Origin of the sequence: Paraburkholderia sp. SECH2 (assembly GCF_030464795.1) — a bacterium.
GTDB lineage: Bacteria > Pseudomonadota > Gammaproteobacteria > Burkholderiales > Burkholderiaceae > Paraburkholderia > Paraburkholderia aspalathi.
This window is the reverse complement of the sequence record NZ_JALPRH010000015.1, coordinates 85,096-104,008: the sequence shown is the minus strand read 5'-3', so window position 1 is coordinate 104,008 and position 18,913 is coordinate 85,096. Positions and strand designations below refer to the sequence as shown.

Sequence of the window (18,913 nt, the reverse complement as noted above, 5' to 3'; positions counted from 1 at the left end):
TACGACAGCGATCACTATACAACAAACGACAGCGATCGCTGTCGTTACTGTGCCGAGTCGACTTTGCCTTACTGGGCAAGGGCTCGGCTTACACGTGACCGTTTCCTGGTGGACATTCAGATGAGCAATCCTCTTTCACAATCGTTGCGGCTACCCAGCGGCGCGATTCTCGCAAACCGCCTCGTCAAGGCAGCCATGAGCGAAGGCATGGCCGACGCTAATAATCATTCGACGCCGCGCCTCGAAGCGTTGTACCGGCGCTGGGCGCGTTCTGGTGCCGGGCTGCTTCTCTCCGGCAATATCCAGGTGGACCGGTGGCATCTCGAGCGCCCGGGCAATATCGTGATCGACGACGACAGTGGACAGGAGCAACTCGCACGGCTCGCCGCTGCGGGAACGTCGGAAGGCGCGCATTTCTGGGCTCAACTCAGTCATACCGGACGGCAGGTGCAAGACGCGATCAACACGTCACCCCTTGCGCCTTCTTCAGTGGACATCGACGTGATGAGGGGCGCCGGCTTTTCGTTCGCCACGCCGCGCGAAATGACGGAAGAGCAGATTCAGCAGGCCATTGGGCAATTCGCCTTCGCGGCCAGGAAAGTGCGCGAGGCCGGTTTCACCGGTGTCTCGTTGCATGGGGCGCACGGTTACCTGATTTCGCAGTTCCTTAGCCCGCTCGCCAACAAGCGCACGGACCGTTGGGGAGGTTCGCTTGAAAACCGTTCCCGTTTCGTGCTCGAGGTGGTGGCTGCGGTTCGCTCGGCCGTTGGTCCGGACTTCCCGGTCGCGCTGAAGCTCAATTCTTCTGATTTTCAGAAGGGCGGGTTCACCAATGCCGAGTGCGTTGAACTCGTGAAGACGCTCAACGATTCTTCGCTCGATCTGCTCGAACTATCGGGTGGTTCGCTCGAGCAGCCGAAGATTGCCGGCCTCACGCTAATGGACGAGGGAGAAGATGCACCGCGCGAAAGTACCGTCAAGCGCGAAGCCTTTTTCGTGGATTTTGCCGCCTCCGTTCGTGCCGCAGCGAAGATGCCCGTGATGGTGGTCGGTGGATTTCGCACGACGACAGCCATGATCGAATCGCTGGAGCGCGGTGAACTGGATGTCATCGGGCTCGGCCGTCCGATCATTGCCGATCCTGAGATTCCGAAGCGCATTCTCGCTGGTGAAGTTGATCGTGCGCCTAGTCCCGAAGCTGCGCTCCATCCGTTTCATCTTCTGCCATGGAATAACATGCAACTCGAGCGTCTGGCGGACGGACTCGACCCGGATCTGTCACTGGACGGTGCCGATGCCGTGGAGCAGTTCACTGAGATCGAGACTCGCAACATAATCGCATTGCTGCAGCATCGCGCTTAAGCCATCGTTGCGGGGTCGCCCGAACGCCGCCTCGCACCACGGGGCGTTCGGGGATACTGGCAAGGTGCCAGGACTGACTCAGTCAGGCGCGCGGCTATTTGTACTCGACCAGCACTTCGCGGTATGGATTGCTACCCTCGTTGCGTGCCTTGTGCGTCGCGGGAACCTTGGCGCCCTTGCCGATTTCGGACAGCACTTCCAGATACCCGTTCTCGCATTTGAGTGAGTAAATCGCGCCCGTCGGGACTTCGAAGATGCCGAGGTCTCCGCCGTTCTCGTCAAAGATATGCAAGGGTGCGCCTTCGATCGCGTACCACATGTATGAAAGCGTATGGGTATGTACCGGCGTTTCCTCACCCGGTGCGAGAACGAAGTTCCACACAATAACTTTGTCATTCTCAAATACCTTTTCACTGCCGACACCAGCCATGATCGTCTCCTTGAGTGTGCGAATGTAGCGAGAGGCATCCTGCATTGCAGCAAGCGCCATTCACGTTCGGACTTCAAAACGTGTTGATCGGCCGTGAGGCCGTACTTCGATGGCTGCGGTGCAAGAGGGCCTGTACGCAGAGTAGGCGAATGTCCCACTTGTAGTGGCTCCGCCCGTATGCAGACTTGTCACAGACGAGGCCGATTTATCATTGCGTATGGTGACTTTTTTTCGCGGTGCGGCCGAGACACTGCGAACGCTTTGAATTCATCAGGACGGCAGGAGGTAATTACATGTCGGAACCCTTACGAATCATCCACGGGCCGTTCGGACGAGTGGCGTTGCTGCTGCTGGACAAGAGCATGGTCCTCCATGCACATCGGGTTTCCCACGTCATCTTCAAGGAAGGCGGTCCCGACATTCAGTTCGGGGTCCGCAATCGTGAGTACGTTTTGTCAGACAAGAACGTGCTGCTCGTGAATGCGTGGGAGCCGCATTTTTATGAGCATCGCCCACAATCACAGTCGACGGTGCTGCTCGCACTTTATCTGGAGCCGGATTGGTTGAGGGATGTCGACCGGCGTTTCGCGTACAGTATTCATCCCCGGTTCTTTCCGAGTTCTTCCGTACTGTTGCAGGGGAATCTCAGCCGCCTTCATTCTGACCTGCTCGATATTCTGACCGACCGTGAGGGGAGGTCGCTTGAAGCGGTCCAGGGGCTGATCGCCGACATGACAGGCGAACTGGTCGGCAGATCGCCGCAAGGGAACGTACTTTCAGCAGCGGGACTCGTTGGCGGTATCGCGTATGACATCAGGATTCGTCACGCGATCGAAGCAATGAAACAGGTGAGGGGCCTTACACCCGACTTCGACGATCTTGCGCAAAAGATAGGGCTATCGCGTCCGCATTTCTTCCACCTATTCCACAAGCAGACAGGCATGACGCCCGCGACTTTCAGCAGCATGCTGAGAATGGACCTTTCGATCGAGAGTGTTTCGCAGCAGGAAATGGCGCTTCAGGATATCGCGCTCGATCTGGGCTTTGACTCGCCGGGAAACTTCACGCGCTTCTTTGTTCGTCAGCAAGGTGTGACACCCAGCCAATACAGACGCAGCGTTCAATATGTTCCTGGGGAAGGGTGGTGACGGCAGGGTGTAGCGGTTGCATCAGTTGATGCCTGTCAGCTTCAATGCATCGATGGTCATATGTGCGCCGAGCGCAACCAGAACAATTCCCATGGTCCAGCGCTGAACCTGCAGAAGTCCCGGGCGACTGGAGAGGAACTTCGCCATACTGCCGGAGCAGATCGCCACGAAACCGTTGACGGACGCGAACGCAACAATCAACGACGAACCGAGCACGAGCGATTGCCTGAGAACGCTGCCGTCCTGGTAGTTGATGAATTGCGGTAGCAGTGACAGAAAGATCATCGCGAGCTTGGGATTCAACAGACTGGTTGTTGCGCCCATCGCGAAAAGCCGGCGAGGGTGTTCGCGGGGCAACTCACGGACCTCGAGGGGAGAGCGGCCACCAGGCTTCACAGCCTGCCACGCCAGATAGAACAGATACGCAGCGCCCCCTGCGCCCAGAACGCTGCCCGCATAAGGCACGCTCAGGAAAAAGGCGGTGATGCCGAACGCTGCCCCAAACATATAGAAGAGGTATCCGAGCATAACGCCCGCAAGCGAGATAAGGCCGGCCGTGCGTCCTTGCGCAATCGAGCGCGACATCACGTAGATCATGTTCGGCCCCGGCGTCACAGCAAGCATTCCGCCGACCGCCAAAAATCCGTAAATCGAAACCGTACCGTGCATTTTCCCGGGCTCCGCCAAGTGGTCATCGGTCGCAGTATCGCCTTGATGCATACTCCAGTAAAACGGATTAAACTGAACATATTCATCAGATTTTCTGACTAAAATGAAAAAGCTTGATCTGGATGTGCTTGAAATGTTGGTGGCGGTCGCTGATACAGGATCGTTTGTACGAGGTGCGGAGTCCGTGCGTCGATCGCCGTCGGCAGTGAGCATGCAGATCAAGACGCTTGAAGAAGCGCTGGGAAAACCGCTCTTCGTGCGAAGCACCCGCAACGTAGCAATCACAGCCGAGGGCCGGACGCTCCTGGACTATGGCCGTCGAATGCTTGCGATGCGCGAGGAAGCATGGGCGTCGGTAGTTCGCCCGGAGATGAAGGGGCGCGTAACCATCGGTGTTCCGGATGACTACGCTTCATCGTTGCTGCCGCAGGTTCTGGCAAAATTCGCGATTGCTCATCCGCGTGTAGAAATTCGGGTGATCGGTTTGCCAGGCAGTGAGCTTGTTCCATTGCTTAAAGACAACACGCTTGACCTGGCTTGCTTCACGAAAACAAGGGGCGTCGCAGGCGAATTCATTCGATTCGAGCCAATGGTGTGGGTCGGGTCGCCCGCAAGAAAAGTGTGGAAAGAGCGCCCGCTTTCGATTGCCGTTTTCGCACATGGCAGTACTGCGCGTGCCTATGCCATCAGCGCGCTCCAGCGGGAAAATATCAAATACCGGATGTCCTACGAAAGCCCGAGTTTATTGGGCCTTATCAGCATGGTCGAAGCAGGGCTCGCGATAGCGCCTCTAGCAAGATGCAGCGTACCGGCGCACCTCGTTCAGCTATCGCAGAACGACGGGCTGCCGCCGCTGAATGACCTCGAAGTCGTTTTGGCGCGCAGTGCGCGGTCCGGGCGACCGCCCTGCGATTTTCTCGCTGAACAGATTCTGGCTGATTTGAGAGTTTGAACTGGTCGCTCGATGGCTGAATCGTCGTATAGAAACGCCGATTGGCTGCGCTTTACCGCTGTAGATCGTGTCTTGACCGAACGGTTAGGCGACGCTGATGATCGGCGCCTCGAGAAGGCAGCCAAACTCGCGAGCAAAGTCGACAGAGACGCGGGCGTGGACGGCGCCTTGCTTGTCGAAGAACCGCTGTGTCCCTCTGAGCGTGAACACACCTTCATGCCAGACGTTTGGATGGATGTAGAGACCCTGCTGTCCATCGAAGCGAAAGCACACGAACTTCTCCGGCGCGATGTCGTCACCGGGCAATGCCAATGGAACGTAGAAAGGGCGATGGTCGAGTGGGAAGAACAGTTGTCCGCCGTCCGGGTGGTAGTTCGCGTGCCAGAGCAACATGCATTCTGGTGCGTTGGCGTGGTCGTCGCGGGCTGCTTCCGGCTCCTTTGCGTACGCAAGGATGTAGTGGCCACCTACAGCCTCGTTTCGACCATAGAGAATGTCCCCGCGCCATTCGCTCACGAATGTGCCTTCGGTTGTGCCGGCTTCATTACCGGTTCCGGGGTCTATGGATCTTGTCCCCAACGCCGGCCACTGCACAATCTCGATCGAGCACTCGCTTGGGTTCGCTACAAGCTTGCCAAATCCGGTGAGGGTTTCTGGAGTTGCGTCGACCACGGGCATCGGCACGCGGCGGAGGCCGGAAGGAAGGGCTGGGTTGAGGTAGTCGATTTCTGGGGGCATGCGGGGAGTTTACATGAGTCAGAAGGTGCTGATGGTGGATGCTCGGACCAGGCTTGCCTGACGGTGTCGTCGAATATTCGTGATTTGACATAAGATAAATAGTTTCGCTAACTCAAAGCTGGCGTTACACCTGTGGGAACCAAGCCCCACAAGCGTTAGCGGGTAGCGCCAGCCACCGAAAACCCTTGGAAAAATTTTCCAGGGCGTCCATCCAAAATGCTCGGTGACGATCGTCTCGGGCTCGTTCCGCGTGCGTCGCCGCGACGACTTCAAAAGCCCTTACGTCCAGAATCTCGGCGACCCGGAAGCAGGTGTCTTCGTCGAAAGTGGACTTGCCGTTACGGTAGGCGCTGACGGTCGAGCGCGTGACGCCCAGCGCCTTAGCGGCGGCATAGTCAGAAGGCAACTCCAGAGCCGTTTTGACGGCGTCAAGCCATTCAATCGTAGTTTTCATTGACAACCCCTGTTAATTCAACCCGGCGTCAAGACTATCCGAACGCTCGACGGGTGGCAACGTACGACGTAACCAAACGTTCGACCATAGTTGACATGTTCGACCAGGTCGAACTATAGTCCACCCGTCGCCCCGGCAACCGGTTCCCAACCCCGCCGGTGCTGGAATAGCTACCTAGCCGCCGGGCGACTTTCACGCAAAACATCGTTCAAGGGGTTGAACAAGGGGAGGTCATATGCACGTTTCGCTGCAACAAACGCTTACACATTCACCGCTCGCGCTTCCGGTTCGCTGGTCATTTGTGGATGAAATTATCGTTTTAGTCCAGAAACGGACTAAGTCGCGCGGCGTGTTCTGCACGGACGGCGACATGACGACGACCGGTACGAACGCCACGGTCGAATAACTAAAACGAATCGATATCGCAGTGGAGATTTCATGATGCATATGAATCGGACTACTAATGTGATTGGCGACGAATCCGATGCGATTCGCCGCGAGTTGAATGCACACAATGAGGCGCAGCGTGCGCGCTACCAGGCGCGTCAGCAAGAGCGCACGGATCTGCCTGCCATGGGTGTTGCATGACGGACGTTGATATTGAACAGGCGCAGCCGCGAACAGTGGCGCCGGGTGTCGTTGAATGTGGTCCGTATTTTGAACGGCACGCGCGCGGCGGTTACTTCATGGTAGGGCGACGTCAGATCCACTGGTACGAGGAAACCGTGCCGCTCAGTTCGTCATACCTACTGACGCGTGACGAGGCGCTTGGCGCCGCGTTGCATGAGACACAAGGGCGCGAGTGAATCCCGAAATCGCTCCCAATGACAAAAGACACAGCCGTGGAGATCTGATTGAAGACCTCGCGGCGTTTGGGGTCGGGGCGGGGGTGCTGGTACCCCCGTTCGTCGTTTACGCCCCGCCGCGTACTGCGCATGCAGATCGGGCTGCGGCCCGTGCGCTGGATGAATTGCGACCCCTTCTAAACAAACTGGCACGGCGCCGCCGAGTCATTCGGTAGGAAATTTCATGAAGAAACGGAACCTCGATAAGCCAATGCCGTTGTGGGCAATCTGGCTGATTTCGGTCGTTGCAATCCTCGCGTGGTGCGGTTTGCATGGAGAGACGCAAGACCAGGAGGCCGCCTCGGTGCGGCCCTACGTTTGTAGCTGATAGGCCGGGGAACAGGGAATGTACGTTTATATCGAGTCAGAGCGAGTCCAAGGCGACGACGGATTTACCCGTGTCAATTACACCGTGGGTTTCTACGACCCGTCTGGCGCGTGGCGGCCGGAATCCGATCACGGTTCACCAGAAGAAGCGGCCCGCCGGGTGGCGTGGCTGAACGGCAAACCTGCCTGAACGCGCGGCAAGTAAGCGATGTGGATCTACGCCAACGCCGTTGCGACTGAACTGCCGAAGCTGCCTGATGCGCAGAAGGCCCGTAAGCGCCTCCCATATAAATGGTATCGCCGAGCGTATCGCACGGCCGAGGGCGCCGGTCGAGAGAGCGCCCGCAAGAGCGGTGCGCCGAATCTTTTCGACATGAATGCCGCCGCGCGCACCATGGCCGCGTTTGTGGACGAACACGCGCCTGATTCCATGCCAGTGCGCCCGGATGCATCCGATTACGAAATCTGCATGAAGGCGCGCACGCTCGCCAATGATTTTGTACTTCGTGCGCTCGGACTCGACGCCAATCAGGCGCTCGTAGTCGCGGCCCGCACATGCGCCGTATATGGTGTGCCAATGCCGGCATTCGATGAACCGGCGCAACAGGTGCTACGTGTGAAGTGCGAACTGTGGTGGCGGCGCCAACTAAGGCGCCTGCATATCCGGTCGCTGGAACATTCGAATATCCGCCTGCATTACGTTCACTACAAGGCTGAACCGTACGCGAGCGATGAAGCCGTGCGCCGGCGCATTGCGCAGAACCGACGTAACGCGGCCACGCTTGAAGCTGTCACGCTGGAAAACGAACTCGGCCACCGATTCACGCTCGCCGAGCTGGCAGCAAAGAGCGTTTCCAACAAGGCCCTTAAGCGCGGCGAGCTGATGACGCGCCTTCGCGGTTGTGAAGATCTGGCAGTCGCAGCCCACTTTGAAGGCGTGATGTTCACGCTCACTTGCCCGAGCCGTTTTCATGCCATCCGGCAATTGGGCAGCGGCACCCGGTTCATTCCGAACAAAAAATACAGCGGCGCCTCGGCCCGCGACGGACAGGTGTATTTGCGCAAGGTGTGGGCGCGGATTCGTGCGCAGCTCAAGCGCGAGGGCGTGACCTATTTCGGCATGCGCGTGGCAGAGCCGCACCACGACGCTACACCGCATTGGCACGGCCTGATTTTCTCGAACGATGTAGACCGCGTTTGCGCTGTGATGCGCACCCACGGCCTGCGCGATTCGGGCAACGAGGCCGGGGCGCAGGAACGGCGTGTGAAGTTTGAGCGAATCGACAGCGCCAAAGGTTCAGCAGTTGGCTACATCGCGAAGTACATCGCCAAGAATATCGACGGCCACGCGGTGGGCGACCACAAGACGCAAGAGGGCTATATCGTCCAGGCGGATATGTGGGGCGAAGACGAAATTACACCATCGCAACGCGTCGAAGCGTGGGCCGCACTGTGGGGTATCCGCCAGTTTCAGCAGTTCGGCGGTGCGCCCGTTGGTGTGTGGCGTGAGCTGCGGCGTGTGAAGGCTGAAGACCTGCCGACCGCTGAAGAATCTCCCGCAATTGTGGCGGCTTGGCATGCCGCTCAGAAGACGGAAACCCATAAGGCGGATTGGGCGCAATACGCGCGGGCCATGGGCGGCGTTGCGGGCGAAGAGCGGCTGATTTATGTGAAGCGCACCACGCAGCACAGGGAAGGTCGCTACGGAATTGCGCCGGTCAAAGTACCGCACGGCGTTGCGGCAACGGGTGTTGCCTACATCGTGGACGGTATGTGTGCGTACTCGAAAGAAACAGAGATTTTTGTTCCGGCTACTCGTTATGAGTGGCGGAAGGTTGAGCGCAGCGGCGAAGCCGCGAGCACTCGGACTTGTGTCAATAACTGTACGCGCAGCGTTCGGCCAGGGGTGGCTGATTCGATTGCGCAGCTGGAGCGCGGCAACGAAATCAGCGTCAGCGGGGAAAGGGACGGCGCCGAGTGGGGCCAATGGAACCTGTAGAGCGAGAAATTCCCATGACACAAATGAAAATCGACTGTCCCTGCTGCGGCGGCAATATTGACGCACGTCATACCGAAGGCCTTTCTACAACGTTGCGCCGTATGTATTTCGTTTGCGAAGACTGCGGGTATCGCACGCCGGCGGGATTTGAAATCCTGTTTTCGCTTTCGGCATCGTCGAAGCCGCGCGAAGGTCTGTCGCTTGAAGTGCGGCCGTCGCCGATGCTACGCGGTGCAGTAAACGCGCGCACAACGATGAATCGGGAGATCAGGCCGTGAGATTCACAATCGCTTGCCCGCATTGCGGCGCTCGCGGTATCGCGCGAGCGATGGAAAAGAAGTCGGAGACGGATTGGGAGATTGACTTTCAATGCGATGACGTGACGTGCGGTCACACATATCGAACGAAGCTCGAAATGTTTCCACCTGAACTGCCGATACCTAAACGGGCGAGGCGAAGCAATACCGAATTGCAGTTCGATCTTTAACCGGCTCCGGGGGGAGCGATGAATAACGGGATAACCACGCCAATGACAGCACTACCAGGGTTACTCGCGCTCGCGGCCACCATGACCGCGGCTTGTCTGTCGATAATGTCCGGATGGCAGCGGGGCGGGTTCCTCGCGGAACGTGTGCTCCTGGTCTGCGTTGGCGTAGTGCTGGTTATGGCCGCACACCTGCTTCCTGCATTGTGTCGTCCGCACGGCCGGCGGCTTCGGGCGATCGGCATAGTGCTGTGGATTTGCTGCATGACGGCAACCTGCTACGGCCACGCGGGGTTTTTTGTCATGGCCCAGAAACACGCCGGCGATGCCCGCGCGACTGTCGTCCCGGTAGCCTCCGTTCACGGTCGCAATCTGGCCGAGATCGCCAGTGACCGCGCCAGCATCGTTGTCCGACTGGCCCGTGTGGCCGAGCGTAAATGCGGCGACCGATGCGCAGCGGTTCGCATCGAAGGCACGACTCTTAACGCGCGACTCGTCGCACTCGACGTCGAGTCGGCCGAAGCAAAGCGTCGCCAAGTGGCGCTCGACCGCGCGGACGCCGAGCGCGCAACGGTGAAAGCTGATCCGCTTGCCGAGTTGTTGGCTGATCTAGGCGTTTCCGCAGGTCGCGTCGCTTTAGTTGCCGGTATGGCATTCGCGGTGGTGATTGAATGTGTCGCCTGCTTCTGTTGGTTGCTGGCTCTACGGCCTGCCGAATCATCCGCCACGAGAGTCACGCCGACACAGGGCACCAGTCACGTACTGGCCGTCACGCGAGTAACGCGCACCCGTGCGGCCGTCGCGTGTGGGGGTAACGATGCAGTCGGACGGCGGAATGCGACCGACTCACCGGCCGCCGAGCAGACGGATGACCTTACCCGGATACTTACCGCGACCCGCAACGGAACACTACGCGGCACTGTCAGTGAGATACGGAAGCACCTTGGATGCTCGCAGGCGAAGGCCGCAGCCCTTCGCAAACAGGTCGCGCGACAAATGCAATCCAGTGACGCGACCACTGAACAATGACCGATGTGGACCGGATGCTGCTGGATGCAAACGGCATATGTAGCCAAGGCGACGAGGAAGGAGACGCAGCACAACAATACTGGTTGCACAGACACGGGCTCGTGGAAGTCGTGCGAGCAGGCCGATCGAATTTATTGCGAGAGGGACAAGCCTATGAAAGACTGCAAACGGTTCCCAACGAGGTTGACAAATATTTATGGAATTCCACCGTGGACAGCTAGAAGCACTCAACGACTTAGTCAATGCCCTTCGAATCTCGAAGGGCACGCTTGTGACTTTGGCGTCTATCGAGACTATCGACAAGTTCGAAGAGCAGGTCCTTAAAGCACCCACATGGAAGAGCCTGATCGGGAAGATCGAGTTTGGTATGCTCGCATGGCGGACAATATATCGCGTCGCTAAGTCTATCCCTGAAGCCTATGAGGGCATGCTTAGCGACTTCAACAGCGGCTCCGTCAGGGATGAACTGATCGGGGCGCTCCGGGAGCAGTTCGAATCATTGCCCGGCGAATACGACATTTTCATCCCAATGGGCGCCGTTCAGGAGCTACATTGCGGCGAAATTACAATTACCGAAAGCGTTGCGATTGCCGACACGCTGCACAATGACGATTTAAGGGATTTGATCTCGCATGGCGTGGAAACCAACGCTCTTTATCGAGCATTGGCGGGATGGCCTCAGCTCCCAAAGTCGATCGATTCTATTCGATACCTTCGCATCTCCGGCTCGGGCTATGGTGACGACTCCCCACAAAGCCCAGTAGTACGCCATGCATGGTCAATTGCTAAACAACTAGTATTTGTTGGCATGGCTTCTGGTGCGCTGATACCAAATGCAAGCGAGTTTTTGTTTAGCAGTGGGATCTCTCCGATTAACAACATTCCAACGCTCGTCGTATCAAGAAGTAGCTCAGGCGAAGTATTCAGAACTAGTCCCGGTTTCGAACTTGGTCAACTTCTGCACACCATTAAGTTCAAAAATTTCCGATTTTATGACCTCGCCACGGGGGCCACACTTTTGAGTTCTGAGGAACGGGATGCAACCACGGGCGACGAGATCCGGCAGGCGGTGAATCGATCAATGGCAACGGCGGCCACCTTTCTGAAAATCGAATCGCCTGACGCTGCGCCAATCCGTGCGGCAATGGAGTGGTTCGTAGATGCTGACGCGTCCCAAAATGAAACAGTCGCATTCTTGCAACGATGCATCGGCTTGGAGGCACTGCTTGGATCTAGCGAGTCGAAACGTGACGTGACGGAGCGGTTAGCCGACCGTTACTCATACATTGTCGCCAATACAGCATCGAGCCGAGATATTCACCGTGCAAAATTTATCGCGATGTACAAGCACCGCAGCGAAATCGTGCATGGCAGATCCACCAAGTTATCCGACGAACATCGCCGCGCGAGTTGGGAAGCGCGTGAAATGCTGTTGCAAGCCGCGTGGCGCGAAATGCACAATGTTCTTAAGGAAACGCGAACGTAGCTCAATCGAACATCGCGATTCAGTCAGGAAGTGGTCCGTCGTCTGCCATTTGGTTGACCTCTCTTCGGACGAACTGCCGCCGGGTCGCCGTGCAGAGTGAACCTCATGGACCAGCCATCCAAGTTTTGAGCGGGTGTGCGATTTGCCAGAACTTCGGGCAGCCATTCGCCGTCATTTCTGGAGCACGTGGTACACCCTCAATAGCTCGGAAAGGGTGAGTAGGGGAAGGCGCTCGAACGCATGCGCGCATAGTTCGTCGATCGCCATCGCCAACGGGGAATTCCTTTCGATGTGTTTTAGCCAGATGTCAGGATAATATCGAGCGAAATTGCCGCATATATGCAAAGCAACATATAGAGATCCGAATTCCCCTAGGTTAAGACCGCTGCACGAAAAATAAAGGCTTTCGTCATCCATGCAGATTGAATTCGGGAAACTCATAGTTATACCTGGGTCTGCCACGTAACTCATAATATATCCGGAAGGCAATTCCTTAATATTCAGTCGATTGACAGCATCGGGATTGACTCGAATGTTTTCGCCAAATTTTTCAATCAGACCTGGGGGGTTGGGGTGAACTATGAGTTGGATGGACGGCAGGCTGGGCAGGTTGGTTTGTTGGCTATGCAGCTTTGTATGTACGACGTTTCCGGTAACGCCCAACCGTCGGAGCAACTCGAGCATATAGGGCAATTCAGAAAGACAGTCCAGCAGCGTGATGCCTGAGCGCGGCAGCGGGGGCGGAGGTTCATCTGCTGGAGTAAGGAGCGTACGATATTGGCGTTGCTCCGCTCCTAACTCTGGAAGATTTATCGTGTGCCATCCGCCTGCGGGGTATTCCCTCGCGGAGGTTCGCCAGACCTCGAAAGTTCCTCTTCGACTTCCCAAGCTGTCCTTTTGAGCCTTTGCTACCAAGGTTGACGCTGATTGCGCCAGTCTTTCGTCCGGCTTGGGGTCTGTGTGGACGGATAGTTGAAGGCCGTGGCAATTGTGTTGCTCACGAAGTTTGCTTAGTCGACTATCCCCGGTCTGTTTGAGCAAGACTTCGGCCAATGCCATTGACATGACTGCGTAGTACAGTAAAACGGGTCGAGTGGCTAGCGACACCGCAGTGGCAGCATCGAAATACTCCTGCGCTTGAGAGAGGCAGTATTTTATTTGTTCAGCCTGACTCTTGGCATTCTTTCTATTATCCCTATCTGCTTCTGAAATAGAATGAAGTTGACAAATTAAATCAGACGTATGTTGAATGTTTTGAAATTGGCCGATGCGGGACCAAGCGTATCTAGGGACATCGCGGGTTCTTATTAGATTTATTGAGTCGATAATCATCATTTTTTCCTTTTCAACCCGGTCGATCGCATAGTGGACGATGGCGCTGTATTCCGTCAAGCCACCGCACCGCGGCTCCGAACAGCCCTGTGACGGTGCAGCAGCCAAGTCATCGCGAGGAGACTGGCTGCGCGCATCACAATGCATCATTCGGTCGGCCCCGAAAGGGTCCCGAATCCCTTGCAACCTTGTGCTGCGGCGCCTGGTGGCCTGCTGCATCAAAACGAGGGACGCAAGAAGAGGGCAGGCGGGGAGGGGGACTGCGATCTTGGAGCCGCCAAGGGCCTGCCCACAGCAAGCTCGACCGGCATCTGACTTAGTGTCGTCCGCCAGACAGCGGTAGGCTCGAAAGACGCGCTGGTGGCCTATCGGCGCCATACCGTGAACCCCGAAGGTGAGAACTGTTCTGGTTAGCGCACCTGTGGCCCAGTCGGGCACACTAGGGAGCGGACGAACCCGACAATTTCGAACATGTCAGCGACGTTGTTTTGTGGCAGCGTAGCTGCCGATCGGCAGCTTGGGCGCTGCGTTTCAGTGTGGGGCTCGCACCTGTGCAATACTTATCGTTGGACAAACACTAGATCATCATGAATCCGCTCAGATCCTTGCAAGGAATCCTCGGGATGAATAAACCTTCCGGTCCCGACGACCCGTTAGACCGCGATGAGCGTGCGACGCCAACCCGCGCGCAAACGTCTTTCCGGTTGGACGAAATGACGTTGACGAATGTATTCGGCTTTAGAAACGCGAGCTTTGTTTTCGAGCCATCTTTTAATTTGATCGTCGGCATCAACGGATGCGGAAAGACCTCTCTGTTACAGTCGATCGTTGGCGCAGTTGCCCCGCCGATAAATGGTGTGAACTTAGGGCAGAGTCACGGGCTCATGGAAAACATGAAGGCTGTGCGCTCTGAATTAAGGGAATTTGAGGGACGCGTTCGTCTAGAGAAGTGTTTCCCTGCTCGGATTGACGCAAAAGGCATGATCAAGGGCCGGGCAATGACATGGTCTATCTCCCGGGGATCGGAGGCGAGGGATTCAGTTAAGAGTACCGGCCAACTTCTCTCAGTTTTCGACGACGTAATTGCCACCGCCGATGCGCTTCTACCGGTCGTCGCTTTCTACTCATCAGAACGGAGATGGGTGGCGAAAGATGTGAGGGCAGAGAACGCCGTGACGTCAGTTGATTCACGAAAAAGCGGATACGCCGACTGGCACGATGCGTCGGCGGATATCGCGAGCCTTCAGAGATGGGTGATAGCGAAGTCGCTCGAACGTCTAGAGGCCGCCGCGAGCGACCCGGGGAAGCAAATTCCGGAAGCGTTCGAAAATGACGAGTTGGGGATTGTGAATCGGGCAGTCTCAAACGCGTTGCCAGATTCAACTGGCATTCGATTCGATATGAGGTTTCGCAAGCTGGTGATAGATTGGAAGAGTCGCGACCCAACGCCATTCGAAGAACTTAGTGACGGGCAACGCGGCGTATGTGCATTGGTCGCCGATATTGCTCGACGAATGTGCTTGCTAAATCCTCAAGCTGGGTCGCATGTAACCCTCGTCACTCCCGGGGTCGTCGTTATTGATGAACTCGATATGCATTTACATCCTGCCTGGCAGCGGCGCATCGTGGGCGTTCTCCGAGAAAGTTTTCCGCAGGTGCAATTTTTCGCGGCTACGCATTCGCCGCAGGTCATTGGCGAGGTCGCTGCCCCGAATATCTTGATGTTGCGGCGCGATGGACAGAGCACGCATCCGGAACGTTCCTACGGGCTCGACAGCAACGAGGTATTGCAAGAGGTTATGGGAAGTGAGGCGCGGAATTCGGGCGTGGAAACTCGACTGTCGGAAATACAGCGCTTGCTGGATGACGATCGGTTGAGCGAAGCGCAAAGTCACCTGGATGAGCTGGCGGGAAGCGTGGGCCAAATTCCCGAAATTGTGCAGCTTCAAAGCGAAATCCAAAGCCTTCGTATATTGGGGGAGCGAGACGAGTGAGGTTCATAGGTAAGGGCGCGGAGCCACGTGCACTCATTGATTGGAAGCTTGTTAACAAGAAAAGCCCCGAGAATCTCCACTATCGTGGTGGCGGATTCCCTCTCGACGGGGTTAAGCAAGCGCTTCTCGATGAGCAGGGATATTTGTGCGGGTACACGATGAAGCCGATCCGCACAGTCCATGACTGTCATATCGAACACATCATTCCGCAATCGCGGGGTACGAGCGGGGTGGAGGATATTGACTACCAAAACATGCTGGCTTGTTTTCCGCCGAGCAACAGCTCCGTCGAGTGTGAATACGGGGCAAGGCGTAAGGATGACTATGATGTACTGTCTGGACGCTTTCTCTCTCCACTGAATGCCGCGGTAAGACACGCATTCGTCTTTAATGATGATGGGGCTGTCGAAGGAGCGAACGACGACGCTAATGCTTCGATACAGGTCTTAAATTTGAACTGTGCAGTTTTGCAAAACGATCGAGCAGCGACAATTAGAGGTTTTTTGCTACGGAGAAACAGGAAAAATTTATCCGCTGCCGAAGCCAGAAGGCTTGCCGTCGAAGTGTTAAAACCTGACGCCAACGGTTGGCTGACGCCATTTTGCGAAGCTATTGCGCAGGCAGCGACTAGATATGCCGATCGAGAGGAGCGACGGTCCCAAAGGATGAGGGGAGTTCGAGCATAGGTACGTAACTTCGACGATGCGCGGACTACGACCCTCTCCATCGAAATGCTCTAAGTACCGTGCGGAAGCCGAGACACGCGCCGCAGAAGGTGGGAAACCGTCGAAAGGTCTTTGTCTTGCACAGACAAGCAGATCAAGCTGCGGCGGCAACCCGCCTGATACTGTAAGAATTGAATCGCACGACCTCGTCGCCAATCCACTCATTGAGTTGCGTAAAACGGCGCTGCAGCGGTTCGATCTCGTTCGCCCCGAATACCTCGGCCGCTGTGTCTGCGGCGCCGAATCCGCCGGTATTGCTCGGTACCACGCCGATAAGCTGCGGCGGTACGCGATGCGCGGCGAGCAGGTCGTCGCGCGTCACATTCTTGATGTTGAAAAACTCGTCTTTCGCCGTGACCTCGGACACCGGGATGAGCTGAATCCCTTCCTTTTTGCCGTTCGGCGCGTACATGAACAGATTGCGGAAGTTGCCCGGTCCCTTGCTGTTTTTCAACGCCTCGCGCAGCGCGTCTACGTCTTCCTGCTTCTGCGCTGCGTCCGTCATATACAGGATGAACCCAGCATGCGATCCGTTTTCATAGTAGCGACGACGAAACAGCGTCGCCGACTCGTTCAACCATGCCGCGTGCAGTGCACCGAGATATTCGGGCAGGCCATACACTTCCTGATTGATATCCGGTTCCATCAGGTTAAAGATCACGCCCGGTTCGAATTCGTGCCTTTCCTGTATGCCGTTCACCTGAAAGAAGCGCTGCAAATCGGTCGCGCGGCGCATGTACTTCGCCGGCGCCCGCTTGAGCGCGAGCGTGCCGCCTAGCCGGTTCTTTTGCTTCTCGATCGGGCCATTGCCGAACACCAGGAAATCAAGCGCCCACTTGTCGAATTCCTCGCGCGTGAGCAACTTGTGTGGAATGAACGTGGACGACAGCACATTGCGCTTGAAGTAAATCGCGGAGCTGTGATGCACGCCGGCGCGAAAGGACTTCGCCAGGCCGGCGAACGACACCGGCGGCTCAAACCATTCGCCGGCCGACCAGCTCTCGACGTAATCCAGGATCTCGGCCCGATCCATAACCGGCATCGGGTCGCCGAATGTAAAGGCCTCTGCCCGCGCTGGCGGTGCTGCAGCCGGCGCCGGCGCTGCCGCGTGCGTGTGGTTGTGTCTGCGCTTGCTCAATTTGAGAACTCCATAAAGCCTGTGTTGTTGGCGGTAATGCCTTCTAGCGGTTCATTGCCGAGCGCGTGCAGGCAGGCCCATGCAAGGTCCGCGTGTCCGGTTTCCTCGCTGCGGCTCGCCTCATAGGTGACTTGCTTCCCGCTCGCGGTCACGGTTTTCCGGATAGCCATGAAGGATTGCGCGAGATCGGTCCACCCCGCATCGAACTCGAGTCGGCCTTTACCGATCACCGACAGGCCTTTGAGAACGAGCCGACCCTTAACCTCAGGCGAGTAGTTGAGCGCGACCGCGTTCGGGTAGAACTGGCGGACGAGCTGATACACGCCCTGGCCGATGCCGGTTGTATCGATCGCCATGTATTCCACATTGAAATCCTGAGTGATACGCCTGATCGCATCGGCCTGGGCTTCGAAGTCCATGCCGCGCCATTGCTCCTTGTGCAGCACGCGAAACTTGCCCCCCGGCACCGCCGGCGGTGCCACCACGATCAAGCCGGCCGAGTCGCCGGATAGCGCCGGGTCATAGCCGACCCAGACAGGCCGGTATGCGAAAGGGCGGGGCGCCAGTGGCTTGAAGTCTTCCCACAGCTCCCACGAATCCACCATGCAGCGCTGCAAGTCGGCGAGCGGGAAAATCGATGCCGTGTCATCAATGAAGTGACACATCAACAGGTTGAGATATTCCTCGGGGCTGTATTCAAGCCCCAGCTCGGCAAGATCGAACAGGTTGCAACCGCCGGCAACGGCGTCTTCGACTGTCACGATCTGGCGCCACTGCCGATCCTCGCAGAGCCGGCCGCGTGCAAGCGCCTTGTGCGTTACGTCCAGGTGCAGATGATCGGCCTTGGCGCGGCCGCGGTTGAAATGGTCGCCGGTCCAGAATGAATAGGCCTCGTGCTGCATGCTCGATGGCGTGGAAAAATAGGTCTTTCTCCACTTGCTATGCATCGCCATGCCTGACGCAACCTTGTTCAGCTTGCGAAAGCCACCGACCCAAAAATACTCATCGAAATAGAAGTTACCGTGATAGCTCTGCGCGGTGCGGGCGTTCGTGCCGAGAAAGTAAAGCATTGCCTCGTTCGGCAACAGGATCGGCTCACCGGACAGGTCAACGTCCGCCGCCTCGCGTGCAAACTGGCACATGTACTGCCGGAACACGTGCGCCTGTGCCTTGCTGGCCGACAGAAAGATCTGATTCCGGCCTGTCTCGATAGCGTCAACCAGCGCCTCACGAGCGAAATACCACGTCGCGCCGATCTGCCGCGATTTCAGGATGTTGCGCGTGCGTTGATCGCGCTGGCGATACCAGACCTTCTGATAGTCGAACAGCGAATCGCGGAAGGCCTCGACGATCCTGTCACGCTGTTCGTCACTGAATTCGTTGCGTACTGCCTTGGCCTTGCGCGGCGCCGTGTTGCGCGCCTCGATCGCGGGATTCAGATCGCTCTCGCGGCCGGTCTCGCCGTACTTGTGGACACGTGCCATGCGCTCGACCTGCCGCATGAGCAAATCGACCTCCTTGAAGTCGCGACCATCTTTTTCCGGCTTGGAAATCAACACGGCAAGCCGCGTTTCTAACGACGACTCGATGCGCTCGATCGGCGTCGCCTTGTCCCATTCGTCGCGCTGTTTCCACGCCTCGACTGTCGCGCGCTTGATCTCAAGATGACGCGCGATCGACGTGACGCGCCAACCCTGCCAGTAGAGCGCTCGGGCTATACGGCGTGGGTCGGCATTCGATTCAAGAACAGGGGCGATTTCAGCGGTTTCTAGCATGGCCCCAAGTTTCTCGCGACGCGCAC

The 18,913-nt window shown here is 57.2% G+C and carries 20 protein-coding genes; 13 read left to right on the top strand and 7 right to left on the bottom strand.

The features are described from left to right. Window positions 1-120: 120 nt before the first annotated feature. The gene (locus tag M0D66_RS23530; RefSeq protein WP_200620495.1) at window positions 121-1,362 is read left to right on the top strand and encodes an NADH:flavin oxidoreductase/NADH oxidase family protein; all 1,242 of its coding nucleotides are present in this window, start codon (window positions 121-123) and stop codon (window positions 1,360-1,362) included. A gap of 94 nt (window positions 1,363-1,456) precedes the next feature. Here the strand turns inward: M0D66_RS23530 and M0D66_RS23525 are convergent, their stop codons facing one another. After that, window positions 1,457-1,852, bottom strand: a complete 396-nt coding sequence (locus M0D66_RS23525; protein ID WP_234486884.1) for a hypothetical protein — start codon at window positions 1,850-1,852, stop codon at window positions 1,457-1,459. Window positions 1,853-2,085: 233 nt separating this feature from the next. Here M0D66_RS23525 and M0D66_RS23520 point away from each other — a divergent pair, with 233 nt between their 5' ends. Beyond that, window positions 2,086-2,940, top strand: coding sequence for a helix-turn-helix transcriptional regulator (locus tag M0D66_RS23520; RefSeq protein ID WP_200620494.1), 855 nt, complete (start codon window positions 2,086-2,088; stop codon window positions 2,938-2,940). 21 nt (window positions 2,941-2,961) lie between these two features. Here the strand turns inward: M0D66_RS23520 and M0D66_RS23515 are convergent, their stop codons facing one another. Further along, on the bottom strand, window positions 2,962-3,609 hold the full coding sequence (locus M0D66_RS23515; RefSeq protein ID WP_200620493.1) for a LysE family translocator: 648 nt from the start codon (window positions 3,607-3,609) through the stop codon (window positions 2,962-2,964). A gap of 103 nt (window positions 3,610-3,712) precedes the next feature. Between M0D66_RS23515 and M0D66_RS23510 the strand changes: the two genes are divergently transcribed. Further along, window positions 3,713-4,561, top strand: coding sequence for a LysR substrate-binding domain-containing protein (locus M0D66_RS23510; protein ID WP_211706357.1), 849 nt, complete (start codon window positions 3,713-3,715; stop codon window positions 4,559-4,561). A gap of 84 nt (window positions 4,562-4,645) precedes the next feature. Here the strand turns inward: M0D66_RS23510 and M0D66_RS23505 are convergent, their stop codons facing one another. Both M0D66_RS23505 and M0D66_RS23500 read right to left on the bottom strand, forming a co-directional pair. Further along, window positions 4,646-5,299: an ureidoglycolate lyase gene (locus M0D66_RS23505; protein ID WP_266211712.1), complete on the bottom strand. Its 654-nt coding sequence runs from the start codon at window positions 5,297-5,299 to the stop codon at window positions 4,646-4,648. 124 nt (window positions 5,300-5,423) lie between these two features. Next, window positions 5,424-5,753, bottom strand: a complete 330-nt coding sequence (locus tag M0D66_RS23500; protein ID WP_200652650.1) for a helix-turn-helix transcriptional regulator — start codon at window positions 5,751-5,753, stop codon at window positions 5,424-5,426. Between the two features lie 438 nt (window positions 5,754-6,191). Between M0D66_RS23500 and M0D66_RS23495 the strand changes: the two genes are divergently transcribed. The 9 genes from M0D66_RS23495 to M0D66_RS23455 all read left to right on the top strand — a co-directional run bounded on the left by M0D66_RS23495 (window position 6,192) and on the right by M0D66_RS23455 (window position 11,923). Beyond that, complete coding sequence (locus M0D66_RS23495) at window positions 6,192-6,341, top strand: hypothetical protein (protein ID WP_200652651.1); 150 nt, start codon at window positions 6,192-6,194, stop codon at window positions 6,339-6,341. Continuing rightward, complete coding sequence (locus M0D66_RS23490; protein ID WP_266211711.1) at window positions 6,338-6,559, top strand: hypothetical protein; 222 nt, start codon at window positions 6,338-6,340, stop codon at window positions 6,557-6,559. Before M0D66_RS23495 ends, M0D66_RS23490 begins: the two co-directional genes overlap by 4 nt. A 223-nt stretch (window positions 6,560-6,782) precedes the next feature. After that, complete coding sequence (locus M0D66_RS23485; protein ID WP_200652654.1) at window positions 6,783-6,926, top strand: hypothetical protein; 144 nt, start codon at window positions 6,783-6,785, stop codon at window positions 6,924-6,926. Between the two features lie 18 nt (window positions 6,927-6,944). After that, window positions 6,945-7,115, top strand: coding sequence for a hypothetical protein (locus tag M0D66_RS23480; RefSeq protein ID WP_200652655.1), 171 nt, complete (start codon window positions 6,945-6,947; stop codon window positions 7,113-7,115). A gap of 18 nt (window positions 7,116-7,133) precedes the next feature. Continuing rightward, on the top strand, window positions 7,134-8,924 hold the full coding sequence (locus M0D66_RS23475) for a replication endonuclease (protein WP_308112704.1): 1,791 nt from the start codon (window positions 7,134-7,136) through the stop codon (window positions 8,922-8,924). Then, the gene (locus M0D66_RS23470; RefSeq protein WP_308112703.1) at window positions 8,912-9,202 is read left to right on the top strand and encodes an ogr/Delta-like zinc finger family protein; all 291 of its coding nucleotides are present in this window, start codon (window positions 8,912-8,914) and stop codon (window positions 9,200-9,202) included. The genes M0D66_RS23475 and M0D66_RS23470 overlap by 13 nt, the downstream gene beginning before the upstream one ends. Next, entirely contained in the window at window positions 9,199-9,411 is a 213-nt protein-coding gene (locus tag M0D66_RS23465) for an ogr/Delta-like zinc finger family protein (protein ID WP_266211710.1), read from the top strand. Before M0D66_RS23470 ends, M0D66_RS23465 begins: the two co-directional genes overlap by 4 nt. Before the next feature lie 261 nt (window positions 9,412-9,672). Next, window positions 9,673-10,437 (top strand): hypothetical protein, encoded by a 765-nt coding sequence (locus M0D66_RS23460; protein ID WP_266211709.1) that lies wholly within the window; start codon window positions 9,673-9,675, stop codon window positions 10,435-10,437. Between the two features lie 196 nt (window positions 10,438-10,633). Further along, entirely contained in the window at window positions 10,634-11,923 is a 1,290-nt protein-coding gene (locus M0D66_RS23455) for a HEPN domain-containing protein (protein WP_266211708.1), read from the top strand. 171 nt (window positions 11,924-12,094) lie between these two features. On the opposite strand, the gene M0D66_RS23450 is transcribed toward M0D66_RS23455, so the two are convergent. Further along, entirely contained in the window at window positions 12,095-13,315 is a 1,221-nt protein-coding gene (locus tag M0D66_RS23450) for a YaaC family protein (protein ID WP_266211707.1), read from the bottom strand. A 563-nt stretch (window positions 13,316-13,878) separates the two neighbouring features. Here M0D66_RS23450 and M0D66_RS23445 point away from each other — a divergent pair. Then, window positions 13,879-15,249 (top strand): AAA family ATPase, encoded by a 1,371-nt coding sequence (locus M0D66_RS23445; RefSeq protein WP_266211706.1) that lies wholly within the window; start codon window positions 13,879-13,881, stop codon window positions 15,247-15,249. An 819-nt stretch (window positions 15,250-16,068) separates the two neighbouring features. On the opposite strand, the gene M0D66_RS23440 is transcribed toward M0D66_RS23445, so the two are convergent. Both M0D66_RS23440 and M0D66_RS23435 read right to left on the bottom strand, forming a co-directional pair. Continuing rightward, window positions 16,069-17,112, bottom strand: coding sequence for a phage portal protein (locus tag M0D66_RS23440; protein WP_266211705.1), 1,044 nt, complete (start codon window positions 17,110-17,112; stop codon window positions 16,069-16,071). After that, window positions 17,109-18,887, bottom strand: a complete 1,779-nt coding sequence (locus M0D66_RS23435) for a terminase ATPase subunit family protein (RefSeq protein WP_266211704.1) — start codon at window positions 18,885-18,887, stop codon at window positions 17,109-17,111. The genes M0D66_RS23440 and M0D66_RS23435 overlap by 4 nt, the downstream gene beginning before the upstream one ends. Between the last annotated feature and the right edge of the window lie 26 nt (window positions 18,888-18,913).

Bases quoted from the DNA above. Each gene is read 5' to 3' on its own strand.
- M0D66_RS23445 (WP_266211706.1), top strand. From the start codon at position 13,879: ATGAATAAACCTTCCGGTCCCGACGACCCGTTAGACCGCGATGAGCGT.
- M0D66_RS23460 (WP_266211709.1), top strand. From the start codon at position 9,673: ATGACGGCAACCTGCTACGGCCACGCGGGGTTTTTTGTCATGGCCCAG.
- M0D66_RS23475 (WP_308112704.1), top strand. From the start codon at position 7,134: ATGTGGATCTACGCCAACGCCGTTGCGACTGAACTGCCGAAGCTGCCT.
- M0D66_RS23485 (WP_200652654.1), top strand. From the start codon at position 6,783: ATGAAGAAACGGAACCTCGATAAGCCAATGCCGTTGTGGGCAATCTGG.
- M0D66_RS23490 (WP_266211711.1), top strand. From the start codon at position 6,338: ATGACGGACGTTGATATTGAACAGGCGCAGCCGCGAACAGTGGCGCCG.
- M0D66_RS23525 (WP_234486884.1), bottom strand. From the start codon at position 1,852: ATGGCGCTTGCTGCAATGCAGGATGCCTCTCGCTACATTCGCACACTC.
- M0D66_RS23500 (WP_200652650.1), bottom strand. From the start codon at position 5,753: ATGAAAACTACGATTGAATGGCTTGACGCCGTCAAAACGGCTCTGGAG.
- M0D66_RS23510 (WP_211706357.1), top strand. From the start codon at position 3,713: ATGAAAAAGCTTGATCTGGATGTGCTTGAAATGTTGGTGGCGGTCGCT.
- M0D66_RS23455 (WP_266211708.1), top strand. From the start codon at position 10,634: ATGGAATTCCACCGTGGACAGCTAGAAGCACTCAACGACTTAGTCAAT.
- M0D66_RS23530 (WP_200620495.1), top strand. From the start codon at position 121: ATGAGCAATCCTCTTTCACAATCGTTGCGGCTACCCAGCGGCGCGATT.
- M0D66_RS23470 (WP_308112703.1), top strand. From the start codon at position 8,912: ATGGAACCTGTAGAGCGAGAAATTCCCATGACACAAATGAAAATCGAC.
- M0D66_RS23505 (WP_266211712.1), bottom strand. From the start codon at position 5,299: ATGCCCCCAGAAATCGACTACCTCAACCCAGCCCTTCCTTCCGGCCTC.
- M0D66_RS23515 (WP_200620493.1), bottom strand. From the start codon at position 3,609: ATGCACGGTACGGTTTCGATTTACGGATTTTTGGCGGTCGGCGGAATG.
- M0D66_RS23435 (WP_266211704.1), bottom strand. From the start codon at position 18,887: ATGCTAGAAACCGCTGAAATCGCCCCTGTTCTTGAATCGAATGCCGAC.
- M0D66_RS23520 (WP_200620494.1), top strand. From the start codon at position 2,086: ATGTCGGAACCCTTACGAATCATCCACGGGCCGTTCGGACGAGTGGCG.
- M0D66_RS23480 (WP_200652655.1), top strand. From the start codon at position 6,945: ATGTACGTTTATATCGAGTCAGAGCGAGTCCAAGGCGACGACGGATTT.
- M0D66_RS23495 (WP_200652651.1), top strand. From the start codon at position 6,192: ATGATGCATATGAATCGGACTACTAATGTGATTGGCGACGAATCCGAT.